This window comes from Acutalibacter muris (assembly GCF_002201475.1).
Classification (GTDB): Bacteria; Bacillota; Clostridia; order Oscillospirales; family Acutalibacteraceae; genus Acutalibacter; species Acutalibacter muris.
In genome coordinates this window covers 2714382-2741346 of sequence record NZ_CP021422.1, presented here as the reverse complement: position 1 = coordinate 2741346, position 26965 = coordinate 2714382, and the positions used below count along the sequence as shown (strand labels likewise).

Below are 26965 nucleotides of genomic sequence, written 5' to 3'. Positions count from 1 at the left end.
CCCCGCTTTGGAACAATACCCTTATATAACCTTAAATAAACAGAGAGGTGGGACAATATGTGCAGCAATAAGCGTAAAATCGTCCTTGTGGGCACGGGGATGGTGGGCATGAGCTTTGCCTACTCGGCCCTGAACCGTGGGCTCTGCGACATACTGGTGCTGGTGGACCTGGACAAAAAGCGGGCCCTGGGCGAGGCTATGGACCTAAACCACGGCCTGGCCTTCGCGGGCAGCAGCATGAAGATATACGCCGGGGACTATTCCGACTGCGCGGACGCGGATATGGTGGTCATCTCCGCCGGGGTCAGCCAGAAGCCGGGGGAATCAAGGCTGGAGCTGCTGCAGCGCAATACGGAGGTGTTCGGGTCAATTATCGGGCCGGTGGTGCGCTCGGGTTTCGGGGGCGTGTTCCTGGTGGCCACCAACCCGGTGGACATCATGACCCGGGTGACCTATGAGCTGTCGGGCTTCAACCCCAACCGGGTCTTCGGCACCGGCACCACCCTGGACACGGCCCGGCTCAGGTATCTTCTCGGGGAATACTTCTGTGTGGACCCCAGGAATATGCACGCCTATGTTATGGGCGAGCACGGCGACAGCGAATTCGTCCCCTGGAGCCAGGCCATGATAGCCACAAAGCCGGTGACGGACGTGTGCGGGGACTCCGGCGGGCGGTACAGGATGGAGGAGGTGGAGCGCCTGAGCACCCAGGTCCGGGACGCGGCCCAGCGGATAATCGAGGCCAAGCGGGCCACCTACTACGGCATAGGCATGGCTATGGTGCGCATAGCCCGTGCGGTGCTCTCGGACGAGAACTCGGTGCTGACGGTGTCGGCCAGGCTCTGGGGGGAGTACGGCCGCAAGGGGGTATACGCCGGGGCACCCTGCATAGTGAACCGCAACGGCGTGGACCGGGTGCTGGAGCTGGGCCTCTCGGAGCAGGAGCAGGAGAAGTTTGACGCGTCCTGCGATATTCTTGAGGAGAATTACGGTGGGCTAGAGCTGTGAATCAGGCAGGGTAAAGGTCCAGATTCCCAGCCTGCCCTTGGCCGGGACGGGCTCTGAAAGTACCTGCACGTCCCCTAGAAGCCAGGCGAAGCGCCCGGGGGCGTATTCCCCGCACAGACGCTCTGTGGGGTCTGTCATGGAGGACAAAAATTCCTCGTCCATGGGGACACAGCCGGTCAGAAGGCAGCGGCAGAGTATAAGGCCGCAGGCGGGCTCCCGGCCGGGGAGAAGCTCTGAAAGCTCCCGGATATGGGGGTCGCTCCGGCTGGGCCTTGCGGCGGAGGCGTGGATATAGAGGGGGCCCCGGTATCGGGTGCGCCAGGAGCGGGTCTCTATGCGTTTGGGGCCGAAGGCGATGAGGCTGGCCCAGGGTTCCTTGAGGGAGAGGACTTTCACGGTGCTTTCCATAAGCGGGACTCCTTTTTTGGGGGCGGCATTTTCTTGTGGTGCTATCCCAACTATTATACATCAGGCTGGGAATTTTGCAATACTCCCCGGGAAACCGGGGATTTTCTGTTGACAAACGGCCCGCTTTGGTGTATAATCAGCAAGTGTAAAGAAGATGCCTTTACAGAGGGAGAAAGTGAGGAGGAGTCCGGGATGCCCAAGGATTTGAGGGTCTCTATCCTGCTGGATTTTTATGGGGAGATACTGACCGGGACCCAGCGGGAGACGGTGGACGCCTATTATAACCAGGATATGTCCCTGTCGGAGATAGCGGGGGACAGGGGGATAAGCCGCCAGGGGGTCCGGGACGCCATAAAGCGGGCGGAGCAGCTGCTGATAGACATGGAGGACAGACTGGGGCTGGTAAAGCGGTTTCAGGACGTGCAGAGGGCTTTGGCGGACATATGCGACTGCGCCCTGGAGATACAGGAGCTCAACGCCAAAAACGGCGGCGTAGAGGAGATCGACAGGGACGCCCAGAGCATACTGGAGTACGCCCAGGAGATAGCGGAGAAGGACTAGCAGACGGCGCGCAGGGAAAAAGTTTCGTCCACCTTTTTAAAGGTGGCAGGGTGTGGGGCAGAGCCCCGCGGTCTTGCCGTAAGGCCAAAAATGTACTAAAGAAGAAAAAGAGGTGAGCAGTCATGCCCTTTGAAGGTTTAGCGGAAAAATTAAGCAACTCCTTTAAAAAGCTGAGAAGCAAAGGCAAGCTCTCAGAGAGCGACGTGAAGGAGGCCATGCGCGAGGTGCGTCTGGCGCTTCTGGAGGCCGACGTAAACTATAAGGTGGCAAAGGAGCTCACCGGGAGGATAACCGAGCGGGCCGTGGGCGAGGAGGTCATGGAGAGCCTGACCCCGGCGCAGATGGTGATAAAGATAGTCAACGAGGAGCTGACCGCCTTAATGGGCGGCACAGGGGAGCGCTTAAAGAGTCCGGCCCACCCACCGGCCATAATCCTGCTGTGCGGCTTGCAGGGCGCGGGCAAGACCACCCACGCGGCGAAGCTTGCCTATATGCTGAAAAGCCAGGGCCACAGGCCGCTGCTGGCGGCCTGCGACGTGTATAGACCGGCGGCCATAAAGCAGCTGCAGGTCATGGGCGAGAAGGCCGGGGCCCCGGTGTTCGAGCGGGGGACCCAGGACCCGGTGGAGACGGCGAAGGAGGCCGTGAAGCACGCAAAGGACTACGGCCACGACTACCTGCTGATAGACACCGCCGGGCGCTTGCAGATAGACGAGGAGCTTATGGACGAGCTCAGAAGGATGAAGGAGGCGGTAAACCCCACGGACATCCTGCTGACGGTGGACGCCATGATAGGCCAGGAGTCTGTGAACGTGGCGAAGACCTTCGACGAGCTGTTGGACATCACCGGCGTGATACTGACAAAGCTTGACGGCGACACCAGGGGCGGCGCGGCGCTGTCCATAAAGGCTGTCACCGGCAAGCCCATAAAGTTCGCGGGCTCTGGGGAGAAGCTGGACGGTCTGGAGGCGTTCCACCCGGACCGCATGGCCAGCCGTATCCTGGGCATGGGCGACGTGCTTAGCCTTATTGAGGAGGCCGAGCAGCGGCTGGACGAGAAGGCCGCGGAGCGCACCGCCCAGCGGATGATGCAGAACAAGCTGGATCTGAACGATATGCTGGAGCAGTTCCGGCAGGTGAAGAAGATGGGGCCCATAAAGGGCATTTTGCAGAAGCTGCCCGGCGTGGGCAATAAGCTGGACGATGTGGACATCGACGATAGGATAATGGACCGCACGGCGGCCATAATACTGTCCATGACCCCCTATGAGCGGGCGCACCCAGAGGAGCTGAACGCTTCGCGGAAGCGGCGGATAGCGGCGGGTTGCGGCCAGAAGGTGGAGGACGTGAACAGGCTCCTCAATCAGTTCAGGCAGACCCAGAAGCTGATGAAGCAGTTCGGCGGCAAGAAGGGGAGGAAGCTGATGCGGGGCATGGGCGGCGGTATGCCTGGTATGCCGTTCTAGGGGACAGCTTTAATCGGTGCATGAGGAGCATAGAGCACAACGGCTGGGGACGCTCTATAATATCCGGTCCCGGAGCGATATCGTGACCGGGGAGAAGCTGGGGCCGGAGGTTGGCGTTATTGGGAGCCTTGGGGCCTATGAAAATTTACCGAGGGAATAAACGCACTAATGTGCTTTATTATACAATTAACATAAATTTTTGGAGGTAGTAAAAATGGCAGTAAAAATCAGGCTGCGCCGCATGGGCGCGAAGAAGAACCCCTTTTACCGTATCGTGGTGGCGGACTCCCGCTTTCCCAGGGACGGGCGCTTCATTGAGGAGATAGGCTACTATAACCCCATGGAGGAGCCCAGCGTGGTGAAGCTGGACCCGGAGAAGGCCAAGAAGTGGATGGAGAACGGGGCCCAGCCCACGGACACGGTGAGGGACCTTTTCAAGAAGCACGGCGTTATCTGAGAAGATCGGGACGATTTTAGAAGATAAGGAAGGTGAAAAAGGAAATGCAGGAGCTTTTGAAAGCTATTGCCTCGGGGCTGGTGGAGCGGCCCGAGGAGGTCAGCGTGACCAGCGAGGAGAACGATAACGGGGTCATGGTGTATCATCTGCACGCGGCAGAGGAGGACATGGGCCGCGTTATCGGTAAGCAGGGGCGCATAGCGAAGGCCATCCGCGTGGTGATGCGGGCGGCGGCGACCCGGAACGATACGAAGGTCATGGTGGAGATAGACTGAGAGTAAGGGGCGCAGGAGCGCCCTTTTTTCTTAGTGCTTCGCAAAGCGAAGGGAAAAAGTTTTTGAAAAGTCAAGAGAAACTTTTTTCAAAAAGTTTCTCTTGGGAGAGGGGCGAAGCCCCGATAAGCAGCGCAAGGAGCGAACATGAAACAATACCTAGAAGCAGGCAAAATAGTCCGCACCCACGGAGTAAAAGGCGAGCTGGTAATGGAAACCTGGGCGGACAGCCCGGAGTTCGTGGCAGGAGTGAAGGAGCTCTACTTCGACGAAAGCGGCCAGCGCCCCATAGGCCTGATAAGCAGCAGGCCCCACAAGGGCCGCCTGTTATTGACTTTAGAGGGAGTAGGCACAGTGGAGCAGGGGGACAGGCTGCGGGGCCGGGTGCTGTACCTGAACCGGGACGACGTAAAGCTCCCCGAGGGCCGGTTCTTTCTTGAGGACCTTATAGGTCTGTGCGCCATAGACGGCGACACCGGCCGGGAGTACGGCGTTATCGCGCAGATTATCCCCGCACCGGCCAACAACGTCTATAGGATAAGGGACGGCGAGGGGCGGGACTACCTTTTCCCGGCAGTGGAGCACATGATAAAGCGCACGGACATAGAGGGCGGCGTGATAGAGCTTCTGCCCATACCGGGCATATTCGACGGGGAGGGTGAGGAGGCCTAGTGCGTATCGACATAATCACCCTGTTCCCGGAGATGTTCCCCCTGGTCCTTGAGAACAGCATCGTGGGCCGGGCCCGGCGGCGGGGCCATTTACAGGTCTGCTGCCACCAGCTAAGGGACTTCTCCCCGGACAGAAGGGGCCGGGTGGACGACACGGTGTTCGGCGGGGGTAAGGGTATGTTGCTCTGCGCAGAGCCCTTTGCCCGGGGGCTGGACGCATTAAAAGAGCACCTGGGGTATATGCCGCATACCATATATATGTCCCCCCGGGGCCGGGTGCTGGACCAGAAAAGGGCCCGAGAGCTCTCGGCGGAGCCGGGGCTGATACTGCTCTGCGGGCACTATGAGGGGGTGGACCAGCGGCTGCTGGACGAGTATGGAGTGGAAGAAATTTCCATTGGGGATTTTGTGCTGACCGGCGGCGAGCTCCCGGCCATGATACTGACGGACGCGGTAAGCCGTATGCTGCCGGGAGTGCTGTCTGAGGACGTGTGTTTTGAGGAGGAAAGCCACTATAACGGCCTTTTGGAGTATCCACAGTACACAAGACCCGAGGTCTGGCGGGGGCGTGAGGTTCCCCCGGTGCTCCTCTCCGGCCACCACGGCAACATTGAAAAATGGCGGCATGAGCAGTCAATCTCTGTCACAAAAGTCAACAGGCCGGAGCTTTATGTGCTGTATATGAAAAATAAGCACTGAAAAAAAGTTTCAAAAAGTTTGTTCAAACTGTACACTCAGAGGTTGAATATAAATTTTTCCTTGGTCAACTGCCCAAAAATGCGGAAAACTTGTTGACTGCGGGACAAAATGTGGGTATAATTAGCGTAGTTTTTAGGGGCTTCGGGGCTGGCTTTACAGAGACAGACGCGAAGTCCAAAGCGCAGAAGGAAGCCGCGTAAAAGGCACGAGCGCAGTAAAACAAGTATCTTTGGGGTCCAATTTCAAAATTCTGTAGGAGAGTGAATGTACATGTGCGCAAAGGAAGTTCTGGTTCAGAATCAGGTCGGTCTGCACGCCCGCCCCGCTACTTTCTTTATCCAGAAGGCTAATGAGTTCAAGTCTTCTATCTGGGTAGAGAAAGAGGAGCGCAGGGTAAACGCCAAGTCCCTTTTGGGCGTATTGAGCCTGGGTATCGTGGGCGGCGTGACCATCCGCATCATCGCCGACGGCGCCGACGAGCAGGAGGCCGTCGACGCGCTGGTGGCCCTGGTGAATTCCGGGTTCGCTGAGTAAGGCTGTCAGTTTTTAGGGCACCGCAGTTTTGCGGTGCTTTTTTCTTGCGGGGAGGGACATCCGTGGACGAGAGAGAGGAAAAGCGCAGGGAGCTCAGGGCGAAGGCCCTGCAGCTGCCCCTGACCCCCGGGGTGTATATCATGCACGATAAGTCCGGGGAGATAATATATATTGGAAAGGCAAAGGCCCTTAAAAACCGGGTGAGCCAGTATTTCGGCTCTGAGAAGAACCACGACGCAAAGGTGCGCCAGATGGTGTCGAACGTGGACTACTTCGAGTATATTCTGACCGACAGCGAATTCGAGGCCCTTGTTCTTGAGAGCAGCCTTATAAAGCAGCACCAGCCGAAGTATAATATACTATTGAAGGACGACAAGGGCTACTGCTATATAAGGGTCAGCGGCGGGGAGTGGCCCAGGCTCTCGGCGGTCTTGCAGAAGGAGGACGACGGGGCGAAGTATATCGGACCATATCTCAGCTACTGGTCCATAAGGGAGACAGTGGACGCCGCCCGGAAGATCTTCAAGCTGCCCGACTGCAACAAGAAGTTTCCAAGGGATATGGGCAAGTCCCGGCCCTGTCTCAACTTCTACATCGACCAGTGCTGCGCCCCGTGCCGGGGAAGGATCAGAGGAGAGGACTATATCGAGGCCTTTCAGCAGGCACTGGACTTTGTAAAGGGCGGCAGCGGCACCTCTATAAGGGAATTGACAAAGCGCATGGAGCAGGCCGCCGAGGATTTGGACTTCGAGCTGGCGGCCCGGCTTCGGGACAGGATAAACGCCCTACAGAAGCTCCGGGACCGGCAGAAGGTGGTGGAGAGCCGGGTGCCGGAGCAGGACGTGATAGCTCTTGCCCAGGGGGAGAGCCGGACTGCCTTCGAGGTGTTCCGTTTCACCGGCGGCAAGCTCACCGACCGGGAGAGCTTCATAACCCAGGGCACCGGCAGCGACCCCGAGGTCCGCTCTGAGTTTCTGCGGCAGTATTACGGGATAAGGGACCGCATACCCCCGGTGGTGACCCTGGACGGCCCCTGTGACGGCCAGGAGCTTATAGCCCGGTGGCTGACGGACCTATATTCCGCAAAGATGAAGCGTGGGAAAACCGTGCGCATAAACGTGCCCCAGAAGGGCAGCCAGAAGCAGCTGGTGGAGATGTGCCACAGCAACGCCGCCGAATACCTGGCCCAGCAGTCGGGCCTAAGCGGAAGGGACGCCTCGGCTCTGGACGAGCTTCGGCGCCTGCTTGGCCTTGAGAAGGCCCCGGCTTATATCGAATGCTACGATATCTCGAACCTCCAGGGGGGCGAGAACGTGGCGGGAATGGTGGTCTTTGAGAACGGCCGGCCGCTGAAGGCCGCGTACCGCCGCTTTAAGATAAAGACCGTGGAGGGCCAGGACGACTACGGCTCCATGCGGGAGGTCATAGCCCGGCGGTTTTCCGAGTACCGGGAGAAGCAGCGGGAGGGGGATAACACCGGCTTCGGGCGTATGCCGGACCTGATACTTTTGGACGGCGGAAGGGGCCACGTGAACGCCGTACAGCCTGTGCTGGACGGAATGGGGCTGTCCGTGCCCCTGTACGGCCTTGTGAAGGACGACAAGCACCGCACCCGGGCCATAGCCGTGTCCGGGGGGGAGATCTCCATCACCTCCACGCGCAAGGCCTTTACGCTGCTCTCCACAATACAGGACGAGGTGCACAGGTTTGCCATCGGCTACCATAGGCAGCAGAGAAAAAAGTCCGCCATCTCCAGCACCCTTTTGTCCATTGAGGGGGTGGGGCCCCAGAGGGCAAAGGCCCTTTTAAAGCACTTCAAGACCGTGGCGGCAGTGGGGGAGGCGGAGCTTTCGGAGCTGGAGCGGGCTCCGGGGATGACGAAACCGGCGGCGAAGAGGGTTTTTGACTATTTTCATGGGGAAAATAGTTGACAACCGTTAAGAAAAATGGCATAATAACAAAGTATAGGTAAAAGTTTCGTCCACCTTTTCAAAGGTTGCAGGTCGTGGTACAGAGTCCCGCGACCTTAGGGAGAATGTATGAGAATCATAGCAGGAGAGCGCCGGGGCAAGGCGCTGCTGTCCCCGGCGGGGACAGAGGTGCGGCCCACGACGAACATGGTGAAAGAGTCGGTCTTTAATATATTGCAGTTTAATATAGAGGGCCGCAGGTTCCTGGACCTGTTCGCCGGGAGCGGGCAGATGGGGCTGGAGGCCCTGAGCCGCGGGGCGAGGGAGGCCGTCTTTGTGGACAGCAGCCGGGAGGCCGTAAGGGTGATAGAAAAGAACCTCGCCGCCGCGGGCTTTAAGGACCGCGCCCGGGTGGTTGGCGCGGACTTCGCCGGGTATCTCCGGGCCGGGCGGGAGACCTTTGATATCGCCTTCCTGGACCCGCCCTATAGGGAGGGGCTCATGGAGCGGGCGCTGGAGCTTGTGTCGGTGCGGATGGCCCCTGGGGGCGTGATACTCTGCGAGCATGGCAGCAGGGAGGTTCTGCCCGAAAGGGCGGGGGATTTTGAAAAGCGCAAGGTCTATCGCTATGGCAAAACGTCCGTGACAGCGTATAGGGCCGGGGAGCAGGAGGACGCAGACGAGGCCCCGGGGGCCCGGAGAAAATCACAGAGCGAGGAGCCAGCCAATGACTGAACACATGACCACGGCCATCTGCCCGGGCAGCTTTGACCCGGTGACCCTGGGCCATCTGGACATAATAAGCCGGGCAAGCAAGATATTCGACAGGATAATCGTGGCGGTGCCCGTGAACCCGGACAAGCGGTACAGCTTCACCGTAGAGGAGCGGCTGGAGATGCTCCGGCGGGTCTGTGAAACGGCGGGGCTTTTAAACGTGGAGTGCGACCGGGTGGAGGGCCTTTTGGCCGACTACGCCAGGGACCGGGGGGCCGCGGTGGTGGTAAAGGGTCTGAGGGCTTTAACGGACTTCGAGTACGAGTTCCAGCAGGCCCTGACAAACAAGAAGCTGAACCCCTCTTTAGAGACCATGTTCCTCTCTACCAGCGCGGAGCATATGTTTTTAAGCTCCTCCATGGTAAAGCAGGTGGCGGGCTTTGGGGGGGACATCTCCCACTTTGTGCCCGGGTGCATTCTTGAGACTATAAGGGAGCGGCTCTGCGCGGAATAAAGCCATAGGGAAAGGAAACGGATAAAATGAGCAACAATCAAGCTACCATTGAAGACCTGATAGACGAGATGTACGACGTGCTGGACAAGGGGTGGAAGATGCCCCTTTCCTCCGGCAAGGTGCTGGTGGACAGCGAGGAGATACGGGCTATCCTTGACGATATCCGGGACGTTTTCCCCGAGGAGATAAACCAGGCGAAGACCATCGTGGCGGACCACGGCCAGATAATCAACGAGGCAAAGCGAGAGGGCGACAGCATCCTACAGGCCGCCGAGGAGCGGGCCAAGGCCCTGGTCAGCCAGGAGGAGGTGGTCCTCAAGGCCCAGCAGCGGGCCAACGAGATACTCACCCAGGCCCAGGCCCAGGCCCGGGAGACCAAGAAGGCCTGCAACGAGTATGTAGAGGACATCATGCGCCGCACGGACGAGTCCATCTCCGAGAGCCTCACGGAGCTTCGCAAGACCAGGCAGAACATCAAGAACTCCCAGAGGTCTTCACAGATGTGAGCAGAACTTCACGGAGGCGAACATGACTTCACGAACGTGAAGTCATAGAATCCTCACAAATGTAAGCCGGGTATTTTGTACACTGTAGCCAAATAAAGAGTAATGATAATTTTCCCCTTGCCAAATGGTGCAAGGGGAATTTTTGTTCCCACAATATAGGGTCGAAGATACGTTCTAAGTTTTGGTTTCTCGGGGGGAAACAAGATTTTGCGGTTGCATTTGAGGGGGGATTAGGGTATAATGAAAAGCAGCTAAGTGGGGTAAAGTGGGGCAAAGTGGGGTGAAAGACCATGCTAACAGGTGAATATCAGCACAGCATGGACCCCAAGGGCCGGGTAACGGTGCCGTCCCGCTTTCGGGAGGAGCTGGGGGAGAGGTTCTACGTCATGATAGGCACGGACGGGTGCCTGAACCTTCTGTCCGAGGAGCAGGTGGGCATAGCCACAGAGAAGATAAAGGCGCTGCCCCCAAAGCAGGCGAAGCTGCTTTTACGCAAGACCTTCGGCCAGGCGGCCGAGGTGGAGCCCGACAAACAGGGGAGAATACTCATCCCCGAAAAGCTCCGGGAGCACGCGGGGCTTATAAAGGACGTGACCCTGGTGGGCGCCTCCACCAGAGCGGAGCTATGGGACACAGAACGCTGGCAGGCCTATAACGACGCGCAGAGCCCGGAGGACGTAGAGGAGCTTATGAACCTTCTGACGTTCTAGCATATTATTTTATTATAGCGCAGAGGGGGGCAAATGGCAATGGATTTCATACATAAGCCTGTCCTCTTTCGGGAGACCATAGAGGCCCTTGATATAAGGCCCGGGGGCCGGTACATCGACGGCACCCTTGGGGGCGGGGGCCACTCGGCGGCCATACTCGAAGCCCTTGGGGGCACGGGCCGGCTGCTGGGGATAGACCAGGACCCGGACGCTATAAAGGCCGCCACAGAGCGGCTGGGGCATTGGCCCAATTTCACGGCGGCAAGGGGGAATTTCCGCCGCATGGGGGAGCTTGCCCGGGAGAACGGCCTGGAGAGGGCCCACGGCGTGCTCCTGGACGTGGGGGTGTCGTCGTATCAGCTGGACGCGCCGGAGCGTGGGTTCTCCTATCACCACGACGCGCCCTTGGATATGCGCATGAGCCGTGAGGGGACAAGCGCCTATGATTTGGTGAACGGCCTTTCAGAGGGGGAACTGAGGGACGTTATATGGCGCTTCGGCGAGGACAAGAGCGCCGGAAGGATAGCGGCGGGGATAATCAGGGCCCGGGAGCACGGGGCCATAGAGACCACCGGACAGCTGGCGGAGATAGTGAAGCGGTCCGTGCCAGCGGCGGTGAGACGGGCCGAGGGCCACCCGGCAAGGCGCACCTTCCAGGCCCTGAGGATAGCCGTCAACGGCGAATTGGACGCGCTGTCGGAGGGGCTTGACGGAGCCCTGGAGCTTTTGGAGCCCGGGGGGCGGCTGGCGGTGATAACCTTCCATTCCTTAGAGGACAGGATAGTAAAGCGCAGGATGGCCGAATATTGCAGGGGCTGCACCTGCCCGCCGGACTTCCCGGTGTGCGTATGCGGCAAAAAGCCCAGGGGGAAGCTGGTGCATAAAGGGGGGCTCGCCCCCTCGACCGAGGAGCTGGAGGAGAATCCGAGGGCCAGGAGCGCAAGACTCAGGGTCCTGGAGAAGCTGTAATTACTTTTGGAACGGTAAAATTTTTGGGTGAGTGAAAAAAGGCCGGTACTTTGGCTTGCGGAGCTCTGGCGGAGCAGGATAAAGTATTTGGCGGGGGGAGACAGCGAATGGCAAACCGAGCGGAGGCCTATGACTTTTCATATTTTGAAGATATAAGCTCCAATGGGGCGGTAATAGACGATTACGCCCTTGAACAGCCGCAGATAGAGGAGCAGCCGGAAAGAAAGGTAGTGGAGCTGCCCCGGCGGCAGGAGCGGCAGCGGGAGAAGCAGGAGACCCGGAAAAAGCTGCGGCGCAACACCACGGCCATCGTGAAGTGTATGCTGGCGATACTGCTTGTGGGCGGGGTGAGCGCGGCGGCCCTGGTGAGCGAGGTGCAGCTGGCGGAGATAAACGAGGAGATATCCGCCACAAAAAACGACCTTGAGGAGGCCCAGAGCCTGGAGGTGCAGCTTACCATGCAGGCGGCCCAGAAGATGACCGACGCCCAGGTGGAGCAGTACGCCGTGGAGGAGCTGGGCATGGGAAAGCTGAGCTCGTCCCAGGTGGTGTACCTGCACGTGACCCAGCAGGACAAGGGCACGGTGGTGCAGGAGACCGGCGGGGGTTCGTGGTTTGAGAGAATGTGGGCGCAGATTAAAGAGCTGTTCGCCTGACATTGGCCTGCGGCCAAGTCCCGCGCATAAGCGCCGGCCTATGCGAATAAAAATAAAGAAGAACGCAAAACGAGGGCCAATCCCGATCTTGGCTCTCGCTTTTCTAAAAAAACTTGGAGGCGGCGTATGGCAAAGGGCACCACAGAAAAAATAAAGAAGAAGGCGCTGGGGCTGATGTACGCCCTGCTTATCGTGGGCTTTGGCGCGGCGGCTATAAGTCTTGTGCACTGGCAGCTCATAGAGGGCGAGGAGCTGAAATCCGCCGCCCTGGAGCAGAGCCTTAGAAGTACCGGGCTCCCGGCCATGCGGGGCACCATATACGACGCTACGGGCACAAAGGTCCTGGCCCAGAGCGCCTCGGTCTGGACGGTGGTCTTAGAGCCCCACTACCTTGCGGACAACGACAACCTGAGAAGGATAGTGGCCAACGGCCTTTCGGAGATACTGGAGCTGGACGCCATGGAGCTCTATGAGCGCACGGGGGTGGCGGGCTCCTACTACGACGTGGTGGAGCGCAAGGTGGAGACCGACGTGCGGGACCGCATAGTGAAGTTTATGGAGGATAACAAGATAAGCGACGGCATACGCCTTATCCCCGACTATAAGCGGTACTACCCCTACGGCACGGTGGCCTCAAATATTCTGGGCTTCACCGGCGACGACAACAGCGGCCTGGTGGGCCTTGAGCTCTACTATGAGGAGGAGCTCTCCGGCAGCGCCGGGCGGCTTGTGGCGGCAAAGAACGCCTTCGGCACGGATATGCCCTTTGAGTATGAGCAGATAGTGGAGGCCCAGGACGGCTATGACCTGGTGCTGACCATTGACGAGACGGTGCAGAGCGTCCTTGAAAAGTACCTGGCAGAGGGCATAGAGAAGTTCAAGATACAGAACGGCGCCGTGGCGGTGATGATGGACGTGGACACCGGGGGCATACTGGGCCTTGCCACCCACCCCAACTTCGACCCCAACGACCCCTTTACCATACTGGACCAGAACCTTTTAAAGGAGATAGAGACCCTGCCCGAGGGTGAGGAGCGGCAGGAGGCCCGGCGGGAGGCTCTGAACACCCAGTGGCGCAACAAGGGGGTGTCCGACCTCTATTACCCGGGCTCGGTCTATAAGATGTGCACGGGGTCAATGGGCATAGAGGAGGGGATAATCACCGAGGACACCACCTATACCTGTAAGGGCTATGAGAAGTTCGAGGGGCTCAAGGACCCCATACACTGCTGGAACCACTCGGGCCACGGCACCACCACCTTCCGCGAGGGGCTCTGCAACTCCTGCAACCCATGGTTCATGCACATCGGCGCGGAGCTTGGCCCGGACGTGTTCTGCCGCTACAGGCAGGCCTTCGGCTTTGAGGATAAGACCGGGATAGACCTGCCCGGCGAGGCCGGGAGCATACTGCACAGCCGGGAGGAAATGGGCAAGGTGGAGCTGGTGGTGGAGTCCTTCGGCCAGAACTTCTCCATCACCCCCATACAGATGATAACCGCCTCGGCGGCGGTTGCCAACGGGGGTTACCTTGTGCGGCCACATATAGTGGACAGGATCGTGGACGGGGACGGCAACATCGTAAAGAGCGCGGACAAGAGCTACCGCCGCCAGGTGATATCCGAGAGCACCAGCGCCACCCTTTCCGACATCCTGCGCCAGAACGTGGCCTCGGGCACGGCCCGGGGCGGCTATGTCTCGGGCTATAGGGTCTGCGGCAAGACCGGCACCTCCGAGAAGGTGGATAAGCACAACCAGGACCTGTTAAAGGACCCCACCGCCCGGATGACCTATATCGCCTCCTACTGCGGCTTCGCCCCGGCGGAGGACCCGAAGTACGCTTTGCTGGTGTTCTTCGACGAGCCGGACGATTTAAATAACGGCGGCTATACCGCGGGCAACGCCATCGCCGGGCCCATCTTCTCCGCCATAATGCAGGAGCTGCTGCCATATCTGGGGGTAGAGGTCATGTATTCGGAGGACGAGTACAACGAGCAGCGGGACACCGTGGCCCCCTCGGTGGCGGGCAAGACCCTCAGCGAGGCCCTGGAGGAGCTCGAGGAGGCCGGGCTTGAGTACGATATCATCGGCGGCGAGGACCCGGACCAGCGGATAACCGAGCAGATCCCCGAGAGGGGGACCTCTGTGCCACAGAACGGCAAGGTGGTGCTGTATACCTCGGGGTATGACGTGAACAGCACCCTGACAGAGGTGCCGGACTTCTTCGAGATGGACCTTGCCAACGCCGTGTTCCAGGCGGCCATAAGCGACCTTCAGGTCACCATAAACGGCAGCCGGGACGACGATGCGGTGGTGATGCTCCAGGGCATAGAGCCCGGGGTGAAGGTGAAGAAGGGCACGGTGGTGACCCTGACCTTCGGCAGCAAGGTGAACACGGACATATACACGGCGGAATAGACAGAGGGTATAGCGCCGCGGCGGCACAGCCGCGCGGTTACTATAATAGCTGAGGAGGAAGCGAAAATGAACGCTACATGGTTGGCTCTGACGGCGGCGGCCGCCTTCGGGATTACGGCGGCGCTGGGCTTTTGGCTGATACCGCTTTTGCATAAGCTGAAATTCGGCCAGACTATCAGGGAGGTAGGCCCCAAGTGGCATAAGAACAAGCAGGGCACCCCCACGATGGGCGGCGTAATGTTCATACTGGGCATTGTTATAGCGGCCCTTCTCTGCCTGCCGCTGTGCTATGCACAGCTGGGCTGGGAGACGCCCCTTATGCTCTCCAAGGTCTTCGGGGGGCTCTTAATGGCCGTGGGCTTTGGGGCCATCGGCTTTATGGACGACTTTATAAGCATCAGGAAAAAGCGGAACCTGGGCCTGACGGAAAAGCAGAAGCTGGCGCTGCAGTTCCTGGTGGCCGGGGCGTACCTTCTCTCCCTGCGCCTTGCCGGGGACGACACCGCCACCACGATACCCTTTTTTGGCAGCGTGGACCTGGGGCTCATATACTACCCGCTGGCGGCAATACTTATAGTGGGCCTTACAAACGCCGTGAACTTCACCGACGGCATAGACGGCCTGTGCGCCAGCGTCTCCATGTTTGTCTTCGCGGCCCTGGGGATATCGGCGGCCCTCATGAATATGGCGGGGCTCACCCTCCTGTCCGCAGCCGCCGCGGCGGCGTGCCTTGGGTTCCTTCTCTGGAACCTCCACCCGGCAAAGGTCTTTATGGGGGACACCGGCTCCCTGTTTTTGGGGGGGATGGCGGCGGCTCTCAGCTTCGGGCTGGATATGCCGATACTGCTGCTGCCCTTGGGGCTCATATACTGGGGGGAGATACTCTCCGTGGTGTTACAAGTCGCGTACTTCAAGCACACCGGCGGGAAAAGGCTTTTCAAGATGTCCCCCATACACCACCACTTTGAGATGTGCGGCTGGAGCGAATATAAGATATGCGGGGCGTTCTGCGCCGTAACGGTTCTCGGCGGGGCTTTGGCTGTACTCTCTGTATTGTACGGGGTATAAAGGCACAGAATAAAGTAAAAAAACGGAAGGAGCGCTGTCTATGCCAGCAGGAACAGCCCGGGCGGGAGCGGCCCCGGGGAGAACAACTCGAGTTGGAACAACTCGTGGCCTGAGCCGCGTGCCCGGAGGGGAGCCGGAAAGGGAGCGGGGCCGCTCTGAAAACCGGGCGCCCCGGCGCAGAAGGCGCAGGATAAACTATAAGCTTTTCGCCCTGGGCGAGGGGATGGATATGCCCCTTTTCGTCTTTGTGATGGTGCTTCTGGCCATCGGCCTTGTGATGCTCTTTTCCGCCAGCTACGCCGAAAGCTACTACCGTGAGGACAACAGCTATTACTATATCCTGCGCCAGGGGAGCTTTGCCCTTTTCGGCGTTATCGCCATGTTCTTTATCTCCACCATCGACTACCACTACTACCATAAGGGCAAGATGACCCTCATAGTGGCCGGGGGCACGGTGGCGCTATTGGCGCTGACCCTTATAATGGGCACCTCGGAGGGCGAGGCCACCCGCTGGCTGGAGCTGGGGCCCGTGCGCTTGCAGCCCTCTGAGGTGGCGAAGTTCGCCATAATACTCCTCTTTGCGGACATGGTATCCCGCTGGGAGGATAAAATGGACACCTTCGTATACGGCGCCCTGCCCTTCGGGCTGGTGCTCGTAGTGTTCGCCGGGCTGGTCATGGCCGAGCACCACCTCTCCGGCACCCTTATCATCGGTCTTTTGGGCTTTATGATGATGTTTGTGGGGGGCACAAGGCTCCGCTGGCTGATACTGGCGGCCCTGGGGGCGGCGTTGGTGGTGTATCTCTACATGAACCGGGGCGGGGACGACGGCTCTGAGGCCTATCAGATGGACCGCATAGCCGTGTGGCTGAACCCCTTTGAGGAGAACGACGCCACCTGGCAGACAAGGCAGTCTTTGTACGCCATCGGCTCCGGCGGCCTGTTCGGGGTGGGGCTTGGGCAGTCAAGGCAGAAGTATATGTACCTTCCCAAGCCCCAGAACGACTTTATCTTCGCCATCGTCTGCGAGGAGCTGGGGCTTATCGGGGCGCTGGTGATAATGATACTCTTTGCCCTTCTGGTGTGGCGGGGGGTGCATATCGCCCTGCACGCAAAGGATAAGTTCGGCATGATGCTGGGCCTGGGGCTGACGCTGCAGATAGGCCTGCAGGCGGCCCTTAACATCTGCGTGGTGACGAACACCGTGCCCAACACCGGCATAAGCCTGCCGTTTTTCAGCTATGGGGGCACGTCGCTCCTGATGCTGCTGGGCGAGATGGGCATACTTTTGAATATATCCAGAAGCGCCAACGTAGAGAAAACCTGATGGGGGAGAGATAAGCGAATGAGGGTACTTTTCACCGGCGGGGGCACCGCCGGGCACATAAATCCGGCCTTGGCCGTGGCGGGCTATCTCAGGGAGCAGGAGCCCGATACAAAGATACTGTACGTGGGCAATAGGGGCGGCATGGAGGAGCGCCTGGTGCCCCGGGCCGGGTACGAGATGGCCTTTATCACCATATCGGGCTTCCAGCGCAGGCTGAGCTTTAAGAACCTTATGAAAAACCTCCGCACGGTGGAGCGCATCTTTACCGCCACCGCCGAGACCAAGAGGATAATAAAGGACTTTGCCCCGGACGTGTGCGTGGGCACCGGGGGCTATGTCAGCGGCCCGGTGATACGCGAGGCGGCAAAGCTGGGCGTGCCCTCGGTGATACACGAGTCCAACGCCTATCCGGGGGTGACCACAAAGCTCCTGTCAAAGCAGGTGCACACCGTCCTGCTGGCCGTGCCGGACGCGAAGAAATATTTCGACGAGAGCGTGCGCACGGTGATCACCGGCAACCCGGTCCGGGGCGAGGTGCTCCGCATGGACCGTGAGCAGGCCCGAAAGGAGCTGGGCCTGGACTCCCGGCCCCTGGTGCTGTCCTTTGGGGGCAGCCTTGGGGCGGCAATGCTGAACCGGGCGGCGGCGTATATGCTGGCTGAAAGCGCCAAGAGCGGGAAATACCAGCATATCCACGGCTACGGCCAAAACGACCCCATGTTTTTAGAGGAGCTCTCCGAGTACGGCTTGGATCTGCCGAAGAACCCCCAGATAAGGGTGCTGGACTATATCCACAATATGCCCACCTGTCTTGCGGCGGCGGACCTGGTCATAAGCCGGGCGGGGGCCATGACCCTTTCTGAGATAGAGGCCAAGGGCAAGGCATCGATACTTATCCCCTCTCCTAACGTGGCGGAGAACCACCAGTTCCATAACGCCATGGCCCTGGTGAAGCGGGGCGCGGGGGAGATAATTGAGGAAAAAGATTTGACCGGCGAAGCCCTGTGGAAAAAGGTGGAGAAGATACTCTCCGACCCGGAGCGCCTGAAGAGTCTGGGGGAAAACGCACAGAAAATGGACATTTTGGACGCTAATAACCGCATTTACAAGGTAATAAAAGAGGCCTATGGGTCGAAAGGAAAATAGAAATGGACTATGAGATCGTGCTCCTGCGGAGGCGTCCGGACCTTGCCCCCAACGTCTGCGCCGTGTATACGGACGAGCCCTATAGGGGCCGGGGGATAGCGGGAGCGCTCTTAAAGACGGTCTGTGAGGACATGGGCGCTATGGGCATTGACACACTGTACCTTGTGACGGACCATACCGGGCTCTATGAGCGGTACGGCTGGGAGTTTTACTGTATGGTCCAAGGGGACGACGGACCGGCGCGGATGTACGTCAATCACAAAAACGGATAAGGGTCATAATATATCATAGCTAACATAATCGAGGTGTTACCTATGATGATAATTGACGGACCCGCAAGGCTTTCGGGGGAGCTTTCAGTCCAGGGGGCCAAGAACAGCACCCTGCCCCTTCTGGCCGGGGCCCTGCTCTGTAAGGGCCAGACGGTGCTGCACAACTGCCCGGACCTTTCGGACGTGGACACGGCCATAGAGATACTGAGGCACCTGGGCTGCGTGTGCAGGCGCGAGGGCCACGACCTTATTGTGGACAGCAGCATCACCTGCCACGAGATACCCGAGGAGCTTATGCGCCGTATGCGCTCGTCCATCGTGTTCCTGGGGGCCATACTCAGCCGCTGCAAGGAGGCCCGGCTTTGCCCGCCGGGGGGCTGCGAGCTGGGGCCCAGGCCCATCGACCTGCATATCTCCTCTTTAAGGCGGCTGGGGGTCCAGGTAAAGGAGTGCGGCGGGTGGCTGGAGTGCAGCTGTCCCGGGGGGATAAACGGCGCCTATGTGTCCCTCTCCTTCCCGAGCGTGGGGGCCACGGAGAACCTTATTTTAGCCGCTGTCTGCGGCAAGGGCACCACCATCATCGCCAACGCCGCCAGGGAGCCGGAGATCTGCGACCTCTCGGAATATCTGAACCGCTGCGGCGGGCGGATATACGGGGCGGGGGAGAGCTGCATAATCATCGACGGGGTAGAGGAGCTCTACGGCTGCGAGCACAGGGTGATGCCCGACAGGATAGCCGCCGTCACCTATATGGCAGCCGCGGCGGTGACCGGGGGCAACGTGACCTTGCGGGACGTGGACAATACCCATATTCTACCGATGCTCTCCCCCTTTGAGGAGAGCGGCTGCCAGGTCCGCCAGCTGGGGGGCAGCCTTAATATTTCGGCCCCAAGGCAGCTCTCGGCCGTGCGGCACATCCGCACCATGCCCTATCCAGGCTTTCCCACGGACGCACAGCCGGTGGTGATGAGCATGGCGGCGGTGGGCGAGGGGACCAGCGTATTTGTGGAGAACATATTTGAGAACCGTTACAGGCACACAGAGGGGCTCACAAGGATGGGGGCCCGGATAAAGGTAGAGGGGAAGGTGGCCGTGGTCGAGGGGGTCCCGGAGCTCTCGGGGGCGGCGGTAGAGGCCGCGGACCTTCGGGGCGGGGCCGCGCTGATAGTGGCGGGGCTCTGCGCCCGGGGGAGCACCAGGATAGAGGGGACGGAGTTTGTAAAGAGGGGCTATGAGGACATTGGGGAGAAGCTTGCCTTATTGGGGGCAAGGGTAAAAGTTTTTGAAAGTTGTTAGAAAACTTTTTTTAAAAAGTTTTCTGACCAGGAAGTCTGAAACCTTGGGTTTCAGAAAAAAGGGGGGAGCGGCAGTTGAGCGCCAAAGGAGGGCCCGCGCGGGAGCGCCAGGGCTTTGAAGACATAAGGTCCACCTCAAGCGGAACGCAGTCCCGGCCCGAGTGGTTTTCCGAGGCCAGGCCCACGGCCGCCGAGGCCGCGCGCCAGCGCCAGGCCGAACGGAGGGCACAGCGAGCTGGCCTGGCGCAGCGAGCCGACCCCCACGCCAAAAAGAAGAAGGCGAAGCCCTCAAAGCCCAGCACCACCTCCACCAGGGCCAGCGGGCGCCCAGCCAGCGGCCAGCGGCAGCGCCCGGGCTCCAGCCAGCGCCAGCGCCCAAACGAACGGAGCCGTTCAGCCGAGCGGAGCCGTTCAGCTGAACGGGGCCGCGAACGTCCACGCAAAAAGCCCATGAGCCTTTTGAAGCGGCGGGTGCTGATAGTGCTGACGCTGGCGGCGATGCTTTTGGGCACGGGCTTCCTGGTGGAGTCCCTGCTGTTGCGGGTGACCACGGTGCGGGTGTCCGGCGACCAGATATACGAGGAGACCGATATACTGAAAATATGCGGCTTCAAGACCGGCGATAACCTGCTGCTGATACCCGCCGCCGACCGGGAGAAAAAGCTGGAGCGGGAGCTGCCATATATAGCAAAGGCAAAGATAACCCGGCAGATACCCGGCACGGTGAACATAGAGATAACCGCCGCCGTCCCCCTCTGCTCCATGCAGGGGGACGGCGTGTGGTACGTGGTGGACGCGGGGGGCAAGGTGCTGGAGACCGGGGCGGGGCCCAAGGAGGGGCTCCTGCAGGTTATCGGAGTGTCCCCCAAGGCCGTGAGCCCCGGGGATATAATGGAGCTTCAGAACGAGGAGCGCTCAACGGTGTTTTTGGAGCTGATGGACGCTATGGGCAGCCTTTCCGAGGAGGGGCAAAACCCCGCCGGGGAGTTCACGAGGATGGACCTGTCGGACCTGATGAACCTCCGGCTGTGGTACCAGGACCGGGTGGAGTGCAGGTTTGGGGGCGAGGTGCAGCTGGAGTATAAGCTCAGATGGGCCTGGGGGAACCTTACGGACGAGAGGGGCATAAAGCCCGAGGAGAGCGGCGTGCTGGACCTTTCATACCTGCCCACAAAGAAGAGCTCCTACTTCACCCCCGGCGAGGGCAGCCCCACCCCCGCCCCCGGCGGCACTACGCCTGAGACCGGCGCGGAGCCCACCCCTGCCCCTGACGGTACTGTTCCCGAAGACGGCGCCGCTCCTGAGAACGGCGCGGAGTCCACGCCGGAGCCGGGCCGGGGGGAGGGCATCCCGGACACGCCCTTTACCGGGTGACCCATATATATTGTATGCGGGGGTTGGGTGCGGCGTATTTTTAAGAAAAAAACACGGTTTTCCAAGGTTTTTTACAAGTTTGACCTTGCAATTTCCCGTAAAAAGTGTTAAATTATACTTTGTAACATTAGGTTGACGTAATCCGGCGACGGAGGAGAAGCCAGGATTTGGACGTCGGATATATAAAGCTAAAAGAAAGAGAAATGAAGGGTGGAAGTAAAAAATGCCTTTTGAAGTTGACAATCTGCTGGACGAGACCCCACAGACCATAAAAGTGGTGGGCGTGGGCGGCGGCGGCGGCAACGCCGTGAACCGCATAGCTTCGGCCGGGGTGCGGAGCGTGGAGCTGGTGTGCATGAACACCGACAAGCAGGCCCTTCTGCGCAGCCAGGCCTCTATAAAGGTGCAGCTGGGGGAGAAGCTCACCAGCGGCCGGGGCGCGGGCTCTAAGCCCGAGGTGGGCGAGAAGGCCGCCGAGGAGAGCCGCGAGGTGATTTTGCAGACCCTGAAGGACGCGGACATGGTCTTTATAACCGCCGGCATGGGCGGCGGCACAGGCACGGGCGCTGCGCCGATGGTGGCAAAGATAGCCAGGGAGCAGGGGGCCCTAACGGTGGGCATAGTCACAAAGCCCTTCGCCTTTGAGGGCCGCCGCCGGATGGAGCAGGCGGAGCAGGGCATAGCGCAGCTGCGGGAGCATGTGGACTCTTTGGTGGTGATACCCAACGAGCGCTTGAAGCTGGTGTCCGACGAGCGGATAACCTTGGCCAACGCCTTCCAGGTGGCGGACGACGTGCTGCGCCAGGGCGTGCAGAGCATCTCCGACCTTATCCAGCTGCCCGGCATAGTGAACCTGGACTTTGAGGACGTGAAGTCCGTCATGCAGGACGCGGGCTACGCCCATATGGGCGTGGGCCACGGCAAGGGCAAGGACAAGGCCGAGCAGGCGGCTATGGCGGCCATCTCCAGCCCCCTCTTAGAGACCAAGATAGCCGGGGCCCGGGGCGTTATCATCAACATAACCTCCAGCGCGGACATAGCCCTGGACGAGATAGACACCGCCTCTCAGATAGTCACCGAGCGGGCCCACCCGGACGCGAACATAATCTGGGGCGCCACCTTTGACGAGAATATGCAGGACGAAATGCTGGTGACGGTCATCGCCACGGGCTTCGAGGGGATGAACGGCGAGAAGCGCCCGGCCCTGGACATCGACCTGGACGAGGACTTTCTGAGCCCCAACCCCGCCTCTAACGCCAACAAGGCCGACAGCCACATAATCACCAGCCGCAGCCCCGGGAACGCGGGCACCACGGTGCGCTCCACCTCCAGCTACCGCACGCCGGAGCCCAAGGTGGACCCGGCGGTGATAGACGACGACGACACCTTTACGGACATCATGTCCATATTCAACCGCAAATAAGAGAGGTACAGGATGACTAAAATCACAGGCGTACACCATATTGCCGTGTTCCCGACGGCGGATAAATATACCGAGACCGTGGATTTTTATACAAAGCTCCTGGGCTTCCCCATTAAGGACAGCTGGGGGGACGAGGACACCCCGTGCCTGATGGTGTCCTGCGGGGACAACTCCTGCATGGAGATTATACCCAGCGAGACCGCCCACGGGGCCGATGGCCCCCTGGTTCACGTGGCCTTCTGGTGCGGGGACGGACTGGACGAGATAGTTGAGGACGTGCGCAGGGCCGGGTACACCGTGCGGGTGGAGCCCCAGGATTTGGAGCTCTGCGGCAAGCCCATACGCAACGCGTTCTTCTATGGGCCCCTGGGTGAGGAGATCGAGCTGTTCTGGGTGAAGTGACTTCGCCCGCCCACCCACCCCATTTAGAGATGTGGGGGCAAGCCCCCACGCCCCCTGTTGGGCTTCGCCCAACACCTCTGAACTGACTGGGGGCAAAACTCGGCCGGTCAAGCTGGCCTTAAGCTTGCTAGGGTTTGGGGCGAGAGCCCCACGACCTGTTGCCGACGACATTGGCCTTTGGCCAAGTCGGGCTCTAAACATACCAAGAAAAAATCAAGCGGTTCCGGCATCGCCGGGACCGCTTACTATACCAAAGGAGAACCCCATGCCAATCCCAGGAATGCCCCAGCCCCATCAGATACAGCTAACCGGAGAGTACCGCCTGCACCGCTACGACGGCCATTACGAGCTGGCGCTAGAGGGCTACCGGGACCCGGCGGTCTACGAGAACTCCGAGGGTATCTTCGACCGGGACAAGATACCCGACCTTGAGTATGTGCGCTGGATGTTCGCATACCTTGACAAAAACGGCGAGCTCTACTTTATCGAGGCCCTGGAGAACGGCGAATACGTGCCTGTGGGCGATGTGACAGTGAAGGACGAGAACCCGCCCCTTGCCATCTGGCGGGGGGAGTACCGGGGGCGGGGCCTGGGCACGCTGGTGATGAAGGCGGTCATCGACAGGCTGAGAGAGCTGGGGTACACAAGGATTAGGAACTCCACGGTGTACAAATGGAACGAAAGCTCCCTTAAAATGCACCAAAAGCTGGGCTTTAAGGTGGTAAGGGAGACCGAAAGGGAGTATTTTCTTGACCTTGAGCTATGAGAGGGAGATGTCAGATATGGACGAGATAAAGCTAAACACATCGGAGCTAAAAGACCGCGCCAAAGACCTGCGGGCGGGCCAGCGGGTGCTGCTCTCCGGCACGGCGTACACCTCAAGGGACGCGGCCCATAAGCGCATAACGGAGATGCTGGACCGGGGCGAGGAGCCGCCTTACTCCCTCTCGGGGGCGGCAATATACTACGCCGGGCCCACCCCCGCGCCCGAGGGTATGCCCATCGGCTCCTGCGGGCCCACTACCAGCGCCCGGATGGACCCCTATACCCCGCGCTTTCTGGACCTGGGGCTTCGGTGCATGATAGGCAAGGGCGGCCGCTCCAAAGAGGTCATAGAGGCCATGAAGCGAAACGGCGCTGTGTACCTCTGCGCCATTGGCGGGGCGGGGGCCCTGGCGGCCAAGTGCATCACTGGGTGCGAAGTGATAGCCTTTGAGGACTTGGGCTGCGAGTCGGTGAAGAAGCTGACTTTAAAGGACTTCCCGCTGATAGTGGGCATTGACAGCCTTGGGGGGAGCATACTGCAATGAAGGAGATGTCGAGAGAGAAACAGGGAAGTTTTGCCGGGGCCGTGGGCATCGGCACGAACATACTGCTGTTTGTGATAAAGCTCTTGGCCGGGCTCCTCTCGGGCAGCGTGGCAATTATGGCGGACGCGGTGAACAACCTGACGGACTCCGGGTCCTCTATCATCATGCTGGTGGGCTTCCGGCTCTCGGAAAAGCCCGCCGACCGGGAGCACCCCTTCGGCCACGCCAGGATCGAGTACCTCTGCGGGGTGATAGTGTCCTTTATCGTGCTGTTTCTGGGCCTGGAGCTGGGGCGCACGTCCTTTTTGAAGATACTCTCGCCGGAAAAGGCGGAGTTCGGGCCCATAGCCCTCTCGGTGCTGGTCATATCCATACTCATAAAGCTCTGGCTCTGCCTTTTTTATACCCGGGTGGGCAAAAGGATAGACAGCGGGAGTTTACTTGCCACCGCCAGCGACAGCCGCAACGACGTTATCTCCACCGGGGTGGTGCTGCTGGGGGCTATTATCACCCGCCTCACAAGCCTTAACCTGGACGGCTTTCTGGGCCTTATTGTGGCGGCGTTTATCGTCATTTCCGGCGTAAAGCTCATTATGGAGACCGCCGACCCCCTTCTGGGACCAGCCCCCAAAAGGGAGCTGGTCCGGGGAATATGCGAGAAGATACGCGGCTATGAGGGCATAATCGGCATACACGACCTGACGGTCCACAGCTACGGCCAGGGCCGCACCTTCGCCAGCGTCCACTGCGAGGTCCCCGCCGAGGAGGACATACTCATAAGCCACGACCTTATCGACAACATCGAGCGGGACTTTCTGGAGCAGGAGGGCATTCACCTAGTGATACACCTGGACCCGGTGATAACCTGCGACGAAAAGGCCAACGAGCTGCAAAAAAAGGTGCTGGAGGGGGTGAAGACCCTCTATCCCCAGGGGGCCCTCCACGACTTCCGAGTGGTCTGGGGGGTGACCCACTCCAACGTGCTGTTCGACGTGGCGGTGCCCTTCTCCGTAAAGGACAGCGACCAGCAGGTGAAGGAGCGGGTGACCCGGGCCGTGGAGGCCCTGGACCCCGCATACCGGGCGGTGCTGGCGGTGGACCGGGTGGGGGTCGTCAACGAGCTGGAGGATTGACAGCCCGCAAAAAATAGGATATAATGTCGGATAAGGACAACTGTCAAAAACGGTGAGGGTTGAGGGATTCCTTCAACTCAGCGGCTGGGTCTTTTACGGAAGGCCTGATACTTCCGATTACATAGAGCTCCCCCTTTCGCGTGGAGACGCTCATATGGACGGAGGTGATACTTTTGGATACCTACCAGGCTCTTGAAGTTGTGCTGGACCTGCTCCAGCTTATCGTGACCATGCTTCTGGCATTCACGATTGGTAGCATGAAAAAGTAGCCGCACCCGGACCAGGGAAATGGCTACTTTTTCAAAAATAACTATTAACTGGGCCCAGCCGTTCCGGCTTCTTTTCAGAAGCAAGCTTCAAAGTCGCAAACTTTGAAACTTTTGGCAGTTGCCCGCTTTTTTCTCTATGCTTATTATACCCGATCACAGCCCCTTTGTCAAGCCCCCTCGCCCTTTGCCGTCACCGCGCCGTCAAGGCTCTTGTCCACGCCGGTCCTGTATACGCTCAGGATAAAGGACAGCAGGAACATACACACGGACAGCCGTCCCAGGGCGTATATGGCGGGCAGCTCCCCGAAGTAGGTCGTGCCCCTCAGGGCAAGGACTATGTTGGAGAGGTCATAGGGTATCGTCAGCACCGCCGAGAGCCCCCCGAAGATATAGAGCCGCATAAGGGCCCGGGGTTCCCCCGCGCCCGAGAGGGCCGCCGAGAGGTAGAACAGCGCCAGCAGCATAAGGCCGCTGGAAATAAGGGAGTAGAGGTTTTCCACCGTTGAGGAGGACCGGGCGTAGAACACGTACACGGCCACCAGCTGGGCCATGCCCCAGGCCACCCCGGGCAGGTACAGCAGGGGGGCCTTTTTAAAGGGGTCCCGGCCCGCGCACAGGCAGACGGCCAGAAAGCAGTGCAGGGCCCCCAGGACAAGGCACAGCACGCAGAGGGACAGGTGCAGCCCGGGGTTCACGGCGGTCTCAAATTCCGCAAAGCCCGTGGCGGCGCGGCTCAGGTGGTCCCGCAGCATATATAAGCCCATCACCAGCAGCACCCCCCCGGAGAAGCCCGCGAATATGCCGGGCCCACGGGCCATGCCCCGGTCTCGGGGCATAAAGGCCCCGGCGTTCTTATAGAAGCACCAGGCCCCCGCCCCCGCCATCGCCGCCGGAAGCAGCAGACCCAGCCAGGCCAGCGCCGCCCCCGGGCCGGTGTAGAAGCCGGTGTCGAAGTCGAAAAACAGGTTCATCTGTATCAGCCGGAGCGTCAGCCCCAGGGGTATCCCCCAGACCACCAGCTTCAGCCCGGTGTTTATGCTTATCCTGAATTTATCCATAGAATTGTTCCCCCTTTTTAGGTTACGGATTATTATAGCACATTTGCGGTGGAGTTCCAAGACCTTTTACTGTAGAAATTCCTTGACAAATCCCCGCCCGGCGATTATAATATAAACAAAGGGCACGACTGTATAGCGGTCTGGCCCGAAGGGTTTATAGCTGACTTAAAAGACAGCTGGCCGCCTGGGGGCTATCCGGGCGGCTAGCACGCTTTTTGGGATATGTAGATAAGGAGGAGCATCGCGATGATTAAGCACACCGCAAAGCGCAGAGCCCTTTTACCCATAAGCTCACCCCCCTTTCCAGAGGGATTCGCCAAACCGCCTTTATATACAGCCGTGCCGCCCCCAGTCCGGGGGCATTTTTATTATACATCTCCTGCGGCCGAATTGCAATATCTTAAGTTTACCTTGATTT

Annotated in this window: 31 protein-coding genes; 29 read left to right on the top strand and 2 right to left on the bottom strand. The window is 59.6% G+C overall.

The features are described from left to right. The first annotated feature begins 57 nt into the window (after nt 1-57). Nucleotides 58-1008 (top strand): L-lactate dehydrogenase, encoded by a 951-nt coding sequence (locus ADH66_RS13880; protein ID WP_066539514.1) that lies wholly within the window; start codon nt 58-60, stop codon nt 1006-1008. Here ADH66_RS13880 and ADH66_RS13875 read toward each other — a convergent pair. Beyond that, the gene (locus ADH66_RS13875; RefSeq protein ID WP_084384462.1) at nt 997-1416 is read right to left on the bottom strand and encodes an ASCH domain-containing protein; all 420 of its coding nucleotides are present in this window, start codon (nt 1414-1416) and stop codon (nt 997-999) included. The genes ADH66_RS13880 and ADH66_RS13875 overlap by 12 nt on opposite strands. 192 nt (nt 1417-1608) lie before the next feature. On the opposite strand from ADH66_RS13875, the gene ylxM reads away from it, so the two are divergent. The 28 genes from ylxM to ADH66_RS21345 all read left to right on the top strand — a co-directional run bounded on the left by ylxM (nt 1609) and on the right by ADH66_RS21345 (nt 25489). Further along, nucleotides 1609-1977 (top strand): YlxM family DNA-binding protein, encoded by a 369-nt coding sequence (ylxM, locus tag ADH66_RS13870; RefSeq protein WP_066539520.1) that lies wholly within the window; start codon nt 1609-1611, stop codon nt 1975-1977. Nucleotides 1978-2099: 122 nt separating this feature from the next. Beyond that, the gene (gene ffh, locus ADH66_RS13865; protein ID WP_066539522.1) at nt 2100-3443 is read left to right on the top strand and encodes a signal recognition particle protein; all 1344 of its coding nucleotides are present in this window, start codon (nt 2100-2102) and stop codon (nt 3441-3443) included. A 16-nt stretch (nt 3444-3459) separates the two neighbouring features. Beyond that, a complete protein-coding gene (locus tag ADH66_RS20690) occupies nt 3460-3603 on the top strand; it encodes a hypothetical protein (protein ID WP_201448078.1) in 144 nt (47 codons plus the stop codon). Nucleotides 3604-3657: 54 nt separating this feature from the next. Further along, nucleotides 3658-3900, top strand: coding sequence for a 30S ribosomal protein S16 (gene rpsP / locus ADH66_RS13860; protein WP_066539524.1), 243 nt, complete (start codon nt 3658-3660; stop codon nt 3898-3900). Between the two features lie 44 nt (nt 3901-3944). Continuing rightward, a complete protein-coding gene (locus ADH66_RS13855) occupies nt 3945-4175 on the top strand; it encodes a KH domain-containing protein (RefSeq protein WP_066541931.1) in 231 nt (76 codons plus the stop codon). Nucleotides 4176-4319: 144 nt separating this feature from the next. Then, entirely contained in the window at nt 4320-4844 is a 525-nt protein-coding gene (rimM, locus tag ADH66_RS13850; RefSeq protein ID WP_066539526.1) for a ribosome maturation factor RimM, read from the top strand. Then, nucleotides 4844-5542 carry a tRNA (guanosine(37)-N1)-methyltransferase TrmD gene (trmD, locus tag ADH66_RS13845; RefSeq protein WP_066539528.1) on the top strand — a complete coding sequence of 233 codons (699 nt, stop codon included), beginning with the start codon at nt 4844-4846 and terminating at the stop codon, nt 5540-5542. Before rimM ends, trmD begins: the two co-directional genes overlap by 1 nt. Nucleotides 5543-5812: 270 nt before the next feature. Then, nucleotides 5813-6076 carry an HPr family phosphocarrier protein gene (locus tag ADH66_RS13840; protein ID WP_066539533.1) on the top strand — a complete coding sequence of 88 codons (264 nt, stop codon included), beginning with the start codon at nt 5813-5815 and terminating at the stop codon, nt 6074-6076. A 62-nt stretch (nt 6077-6138) separates the two neighbouring features. Next, nucleotides 6139-8007, top strand: coding sequence for an excinuclease ABC subunit UvrC (gene uvrC, locus ADH66_RS13835; RefSeq protein WP_066539535.1), 1869 nt, complete (start codon nt 6139-6141; stop codon nt 8005-8007). Nucleotides 8008-8115: 108 nt separating this feature from the next. Continuing rightward, nucleotides 8116-8721: a 16S rRNA (guanine(966)-N(2))-methyltransferase RsmD gene (rsmD, locus tag ADH66_RS13830; RefSeq protein WP_066539539.1), complete on the top strand. Its 606-nt coding sequence runs from the start codon at nt 8116-8118 to the stop codon at nt 8719-8721. A 4-nt stretch (nt 8722-8725) separates the two neighbouring features. Beyond that, entirely contained in the window at nt 8726-9214 is a 489-nt protein-coding gene (gene coaD / locus ADH66_RS13825; protein ID WP_066541936.1) for a pantetheine-phosphate adenylyltransferase, read from the top strand. 26 nt (nt 9215-9240) lie between these two features. Further along, nucleotides 9241-9720: an ATPase gene (locus tag ADH66_RS13820; RefSeq protein ID WP_066539540.1), complete on the top strand. Its 480-nt coding sequence runs from the start codon at nt 9241-9243 to the stop codon at nt 9718-9720. Between the two features lie 290 nt (nt 9721-10010). Then, complete coding sequence (gene mraZ / locus ADH66_RS13815) at nt 10011-10430, top strand: division/cell wall cluster transcriptional repressor MraZ (protein ID WP_066539541.1); 420 nt, start codon at nt 10011-10013, stop codon at nt 10428-10430. Between the two features lie 39 nt (nt 10431-10469). Next, nucleotides 10470-11399, top strand: coding sequence for a 16S rRNA (cytosine(1402)-N(4))-methyltransferase RsmH (gene rsmH, locus ADH66_RS13810; protein ID WP_066539543.1), 930 nt, complete (start codon nt 10470-10472; stop codon nt 11397-11399). 107 nt (nt 11400-11506) lie between these two features. Then, nucleotides 11507-12055 (top strand): hypothetical protein, encoded by a 549-nt coding sequence (locus ADH66_RS13805; RefSeq protein ID WP_066539545.1) that lies wholly within the window; start codon nt 11507-11509, stop codon nt 12053-12055. Nucleotides 12056-12181: 126 nt separating this feature from the next. Then, a complete protein-coding gene (locus ADH66_RS13800; protein WP_066539546.1) occupies nt 12182-14470 on the top strand; it encodes a penicillin-binding transpeptidase domain-containing protein in 2289 nt (762 codons plus the stop codon). A gap of 66 nt (nt 14471-14536) precedes the next feature. Further along, complete coding sequence (gene mraY / locus ADH66_RS13795) at nt 14537-15538, top strand: phospho-N-acetylmuramoyl-pentapeptide-transferase (protein WP_066539547.1); 1002 nt, start codon at nt 14537-14539, stop codon at nt 15536-15538. Between the two features lie 40 nt (nt 15539-15578). Continuing rightward, the gene (gene ftsW / locus ADH66_RS13790) at nt 15579-16865 is read left to right on the top strand and encodes a putative lipid II flippase FtsW (RefSeq protein ID WP_236757044.1); all 1287 of its coding nucleotides are present in this window, start codon (nt 15579-15581) and stop codon (nt 16863-16865) included. 18 nt (nt 16866-16883) lie between these two features. After that, nucleotides 16884-18011, top strand: a complete 1128-nt coding sequence (murG, locus tag ADH66_RS13785) for an undecaprenyldiphospho-muramoylpentapeptide beta-N-acetylglucosaminyltransferase (RefSeq protein ID WP_066539548.1) — start codon at nt 16884-16886, stop codon at nt 18009-18011. Nucleotides 18012-18013: 2 nt separating this feature from the next. Next, the gene (locus ADH66_RS13780; protein WP_066539549.1) at nt 18014-18283 is read left to right on the top strand and encodes a GNAT family N-acetyltransferase; all 270 of its coding nucleotides are present in this window, start codon (nt 18014-18016) and stop codon (nt 18281-18283) included. Nucleotides 18284-18325: 42 nt separating this feature from the next. Further along, nucleotides 18326-19579, top strand: coding sequence for a UDP-N-acetylglucosamine 1-carboxyvinyltransferase (gene murA / locus ADH66_RS13775; RefSeq protein WP_066539550.1), 1254 nt, complete (start codon nt 18326-18328; stop codon nt 19577-19579). A gap of 74 nt (nt 19580-19653) precedes the next feature. Continuing rightward, nucleotides 19654-20952 carry a cell division protein FtsQ/DivIB gene (locus ADH66_RS13770; protein ID WP_066539551.1) on the top strand — a complete coding sequence of 433 codons (1299 nt, stop codon included), beginning with the start codon at nt 19654-19656 and terminating at the stop codon, nt 20950-20952. Nucleotides 20953-21175: 223 nt separating this feature from the next. Further along, on the top strand, nt 21176-22375 hold the full coding sequence (ftsZ, locus tag ADH66_RS13765) for a cell division protein FtsZ (protein WP_066539552.1): 1200 nt from the start codon (nt 21176-21178) through the stop codon (nt 22373-22375). 12 nt (nt 22376-22387) lie between these two features. Beyond that, nucleotides 22388-22777, top strand: a complete 390-nt coding sequence (locus tag ADH66_RS13760) for a VOC family protein (protein ID WP_066539554.1) — start codon at nt 22388-22390, stop codon at nt 22775-22777. 265 nt (nt 22778-23042) lie between these two features. After that, on the top strand, nt 23043-23543 hold the full coding sequence (locus tag ADH66_RS13755) for a GNAT family N-acetyltransferase (RefSeq protein WP_084384463.1): 501 nt from the start codon (nt 23043-23045) through the stop codon (nt 23541-23543). Between the two features lie 7 nt (nt 23544-23550). Continuing rightward, nucleotides 23551-24087: a FumA C-terminus/TtdB family hydratase beta subunit gene (locus ADH66_RS13750; protein ID WP_084384626.1), complete on the top strand. Its 537-nt coding sequence runs from the start codon at nt 23551-23553 to the stop codon at nt 24085-24087. Next, nucleotides 24084-25220: a cation diffusion facilitator family transporter gene (locus ADH66_RS13745; RefSeq protein WP_066539563.1), complete on the top strand. Its 1137-nt coding sequence runs from the start codon at nt 24084-24086 to the stop codon at nt 25218-25220. Before ADH66_RS13750 ends, ADH66_RS13745 begins: the two co-directional genes overlap by 4 nt. 140 nt (nt 25221-25360) lie before the next feature. Next, nucleotides 25361-25489, top strand: coding sequence for a hypothetical protein (locus tag ADH66_RS21345; RefSeq protein WP_257789529.1), 129 nt, complete (start codon nt 25361-25363; stop codon nt 25487-25489). Nucleotides 25490-25656: 167 nt separating this feature from the next. Here ADH66_RS21345 and ADH66_RS13740 read toward each other — a convergent pair whose 3' ends face one another. Continuing rightward, nucleotides 25657-26547 (bottom strand): hypothetical protein, encoded by an 891-nt coding sequence (locus ADH66_RS13740; RefSeq protein WP_066539564.1) that lies wholly within the window; start codon nt 26545-26547, stop codon nt 25657-25659. Between the last annotated feature and the right edge of the window lie 418 nt (nt 26548-26965).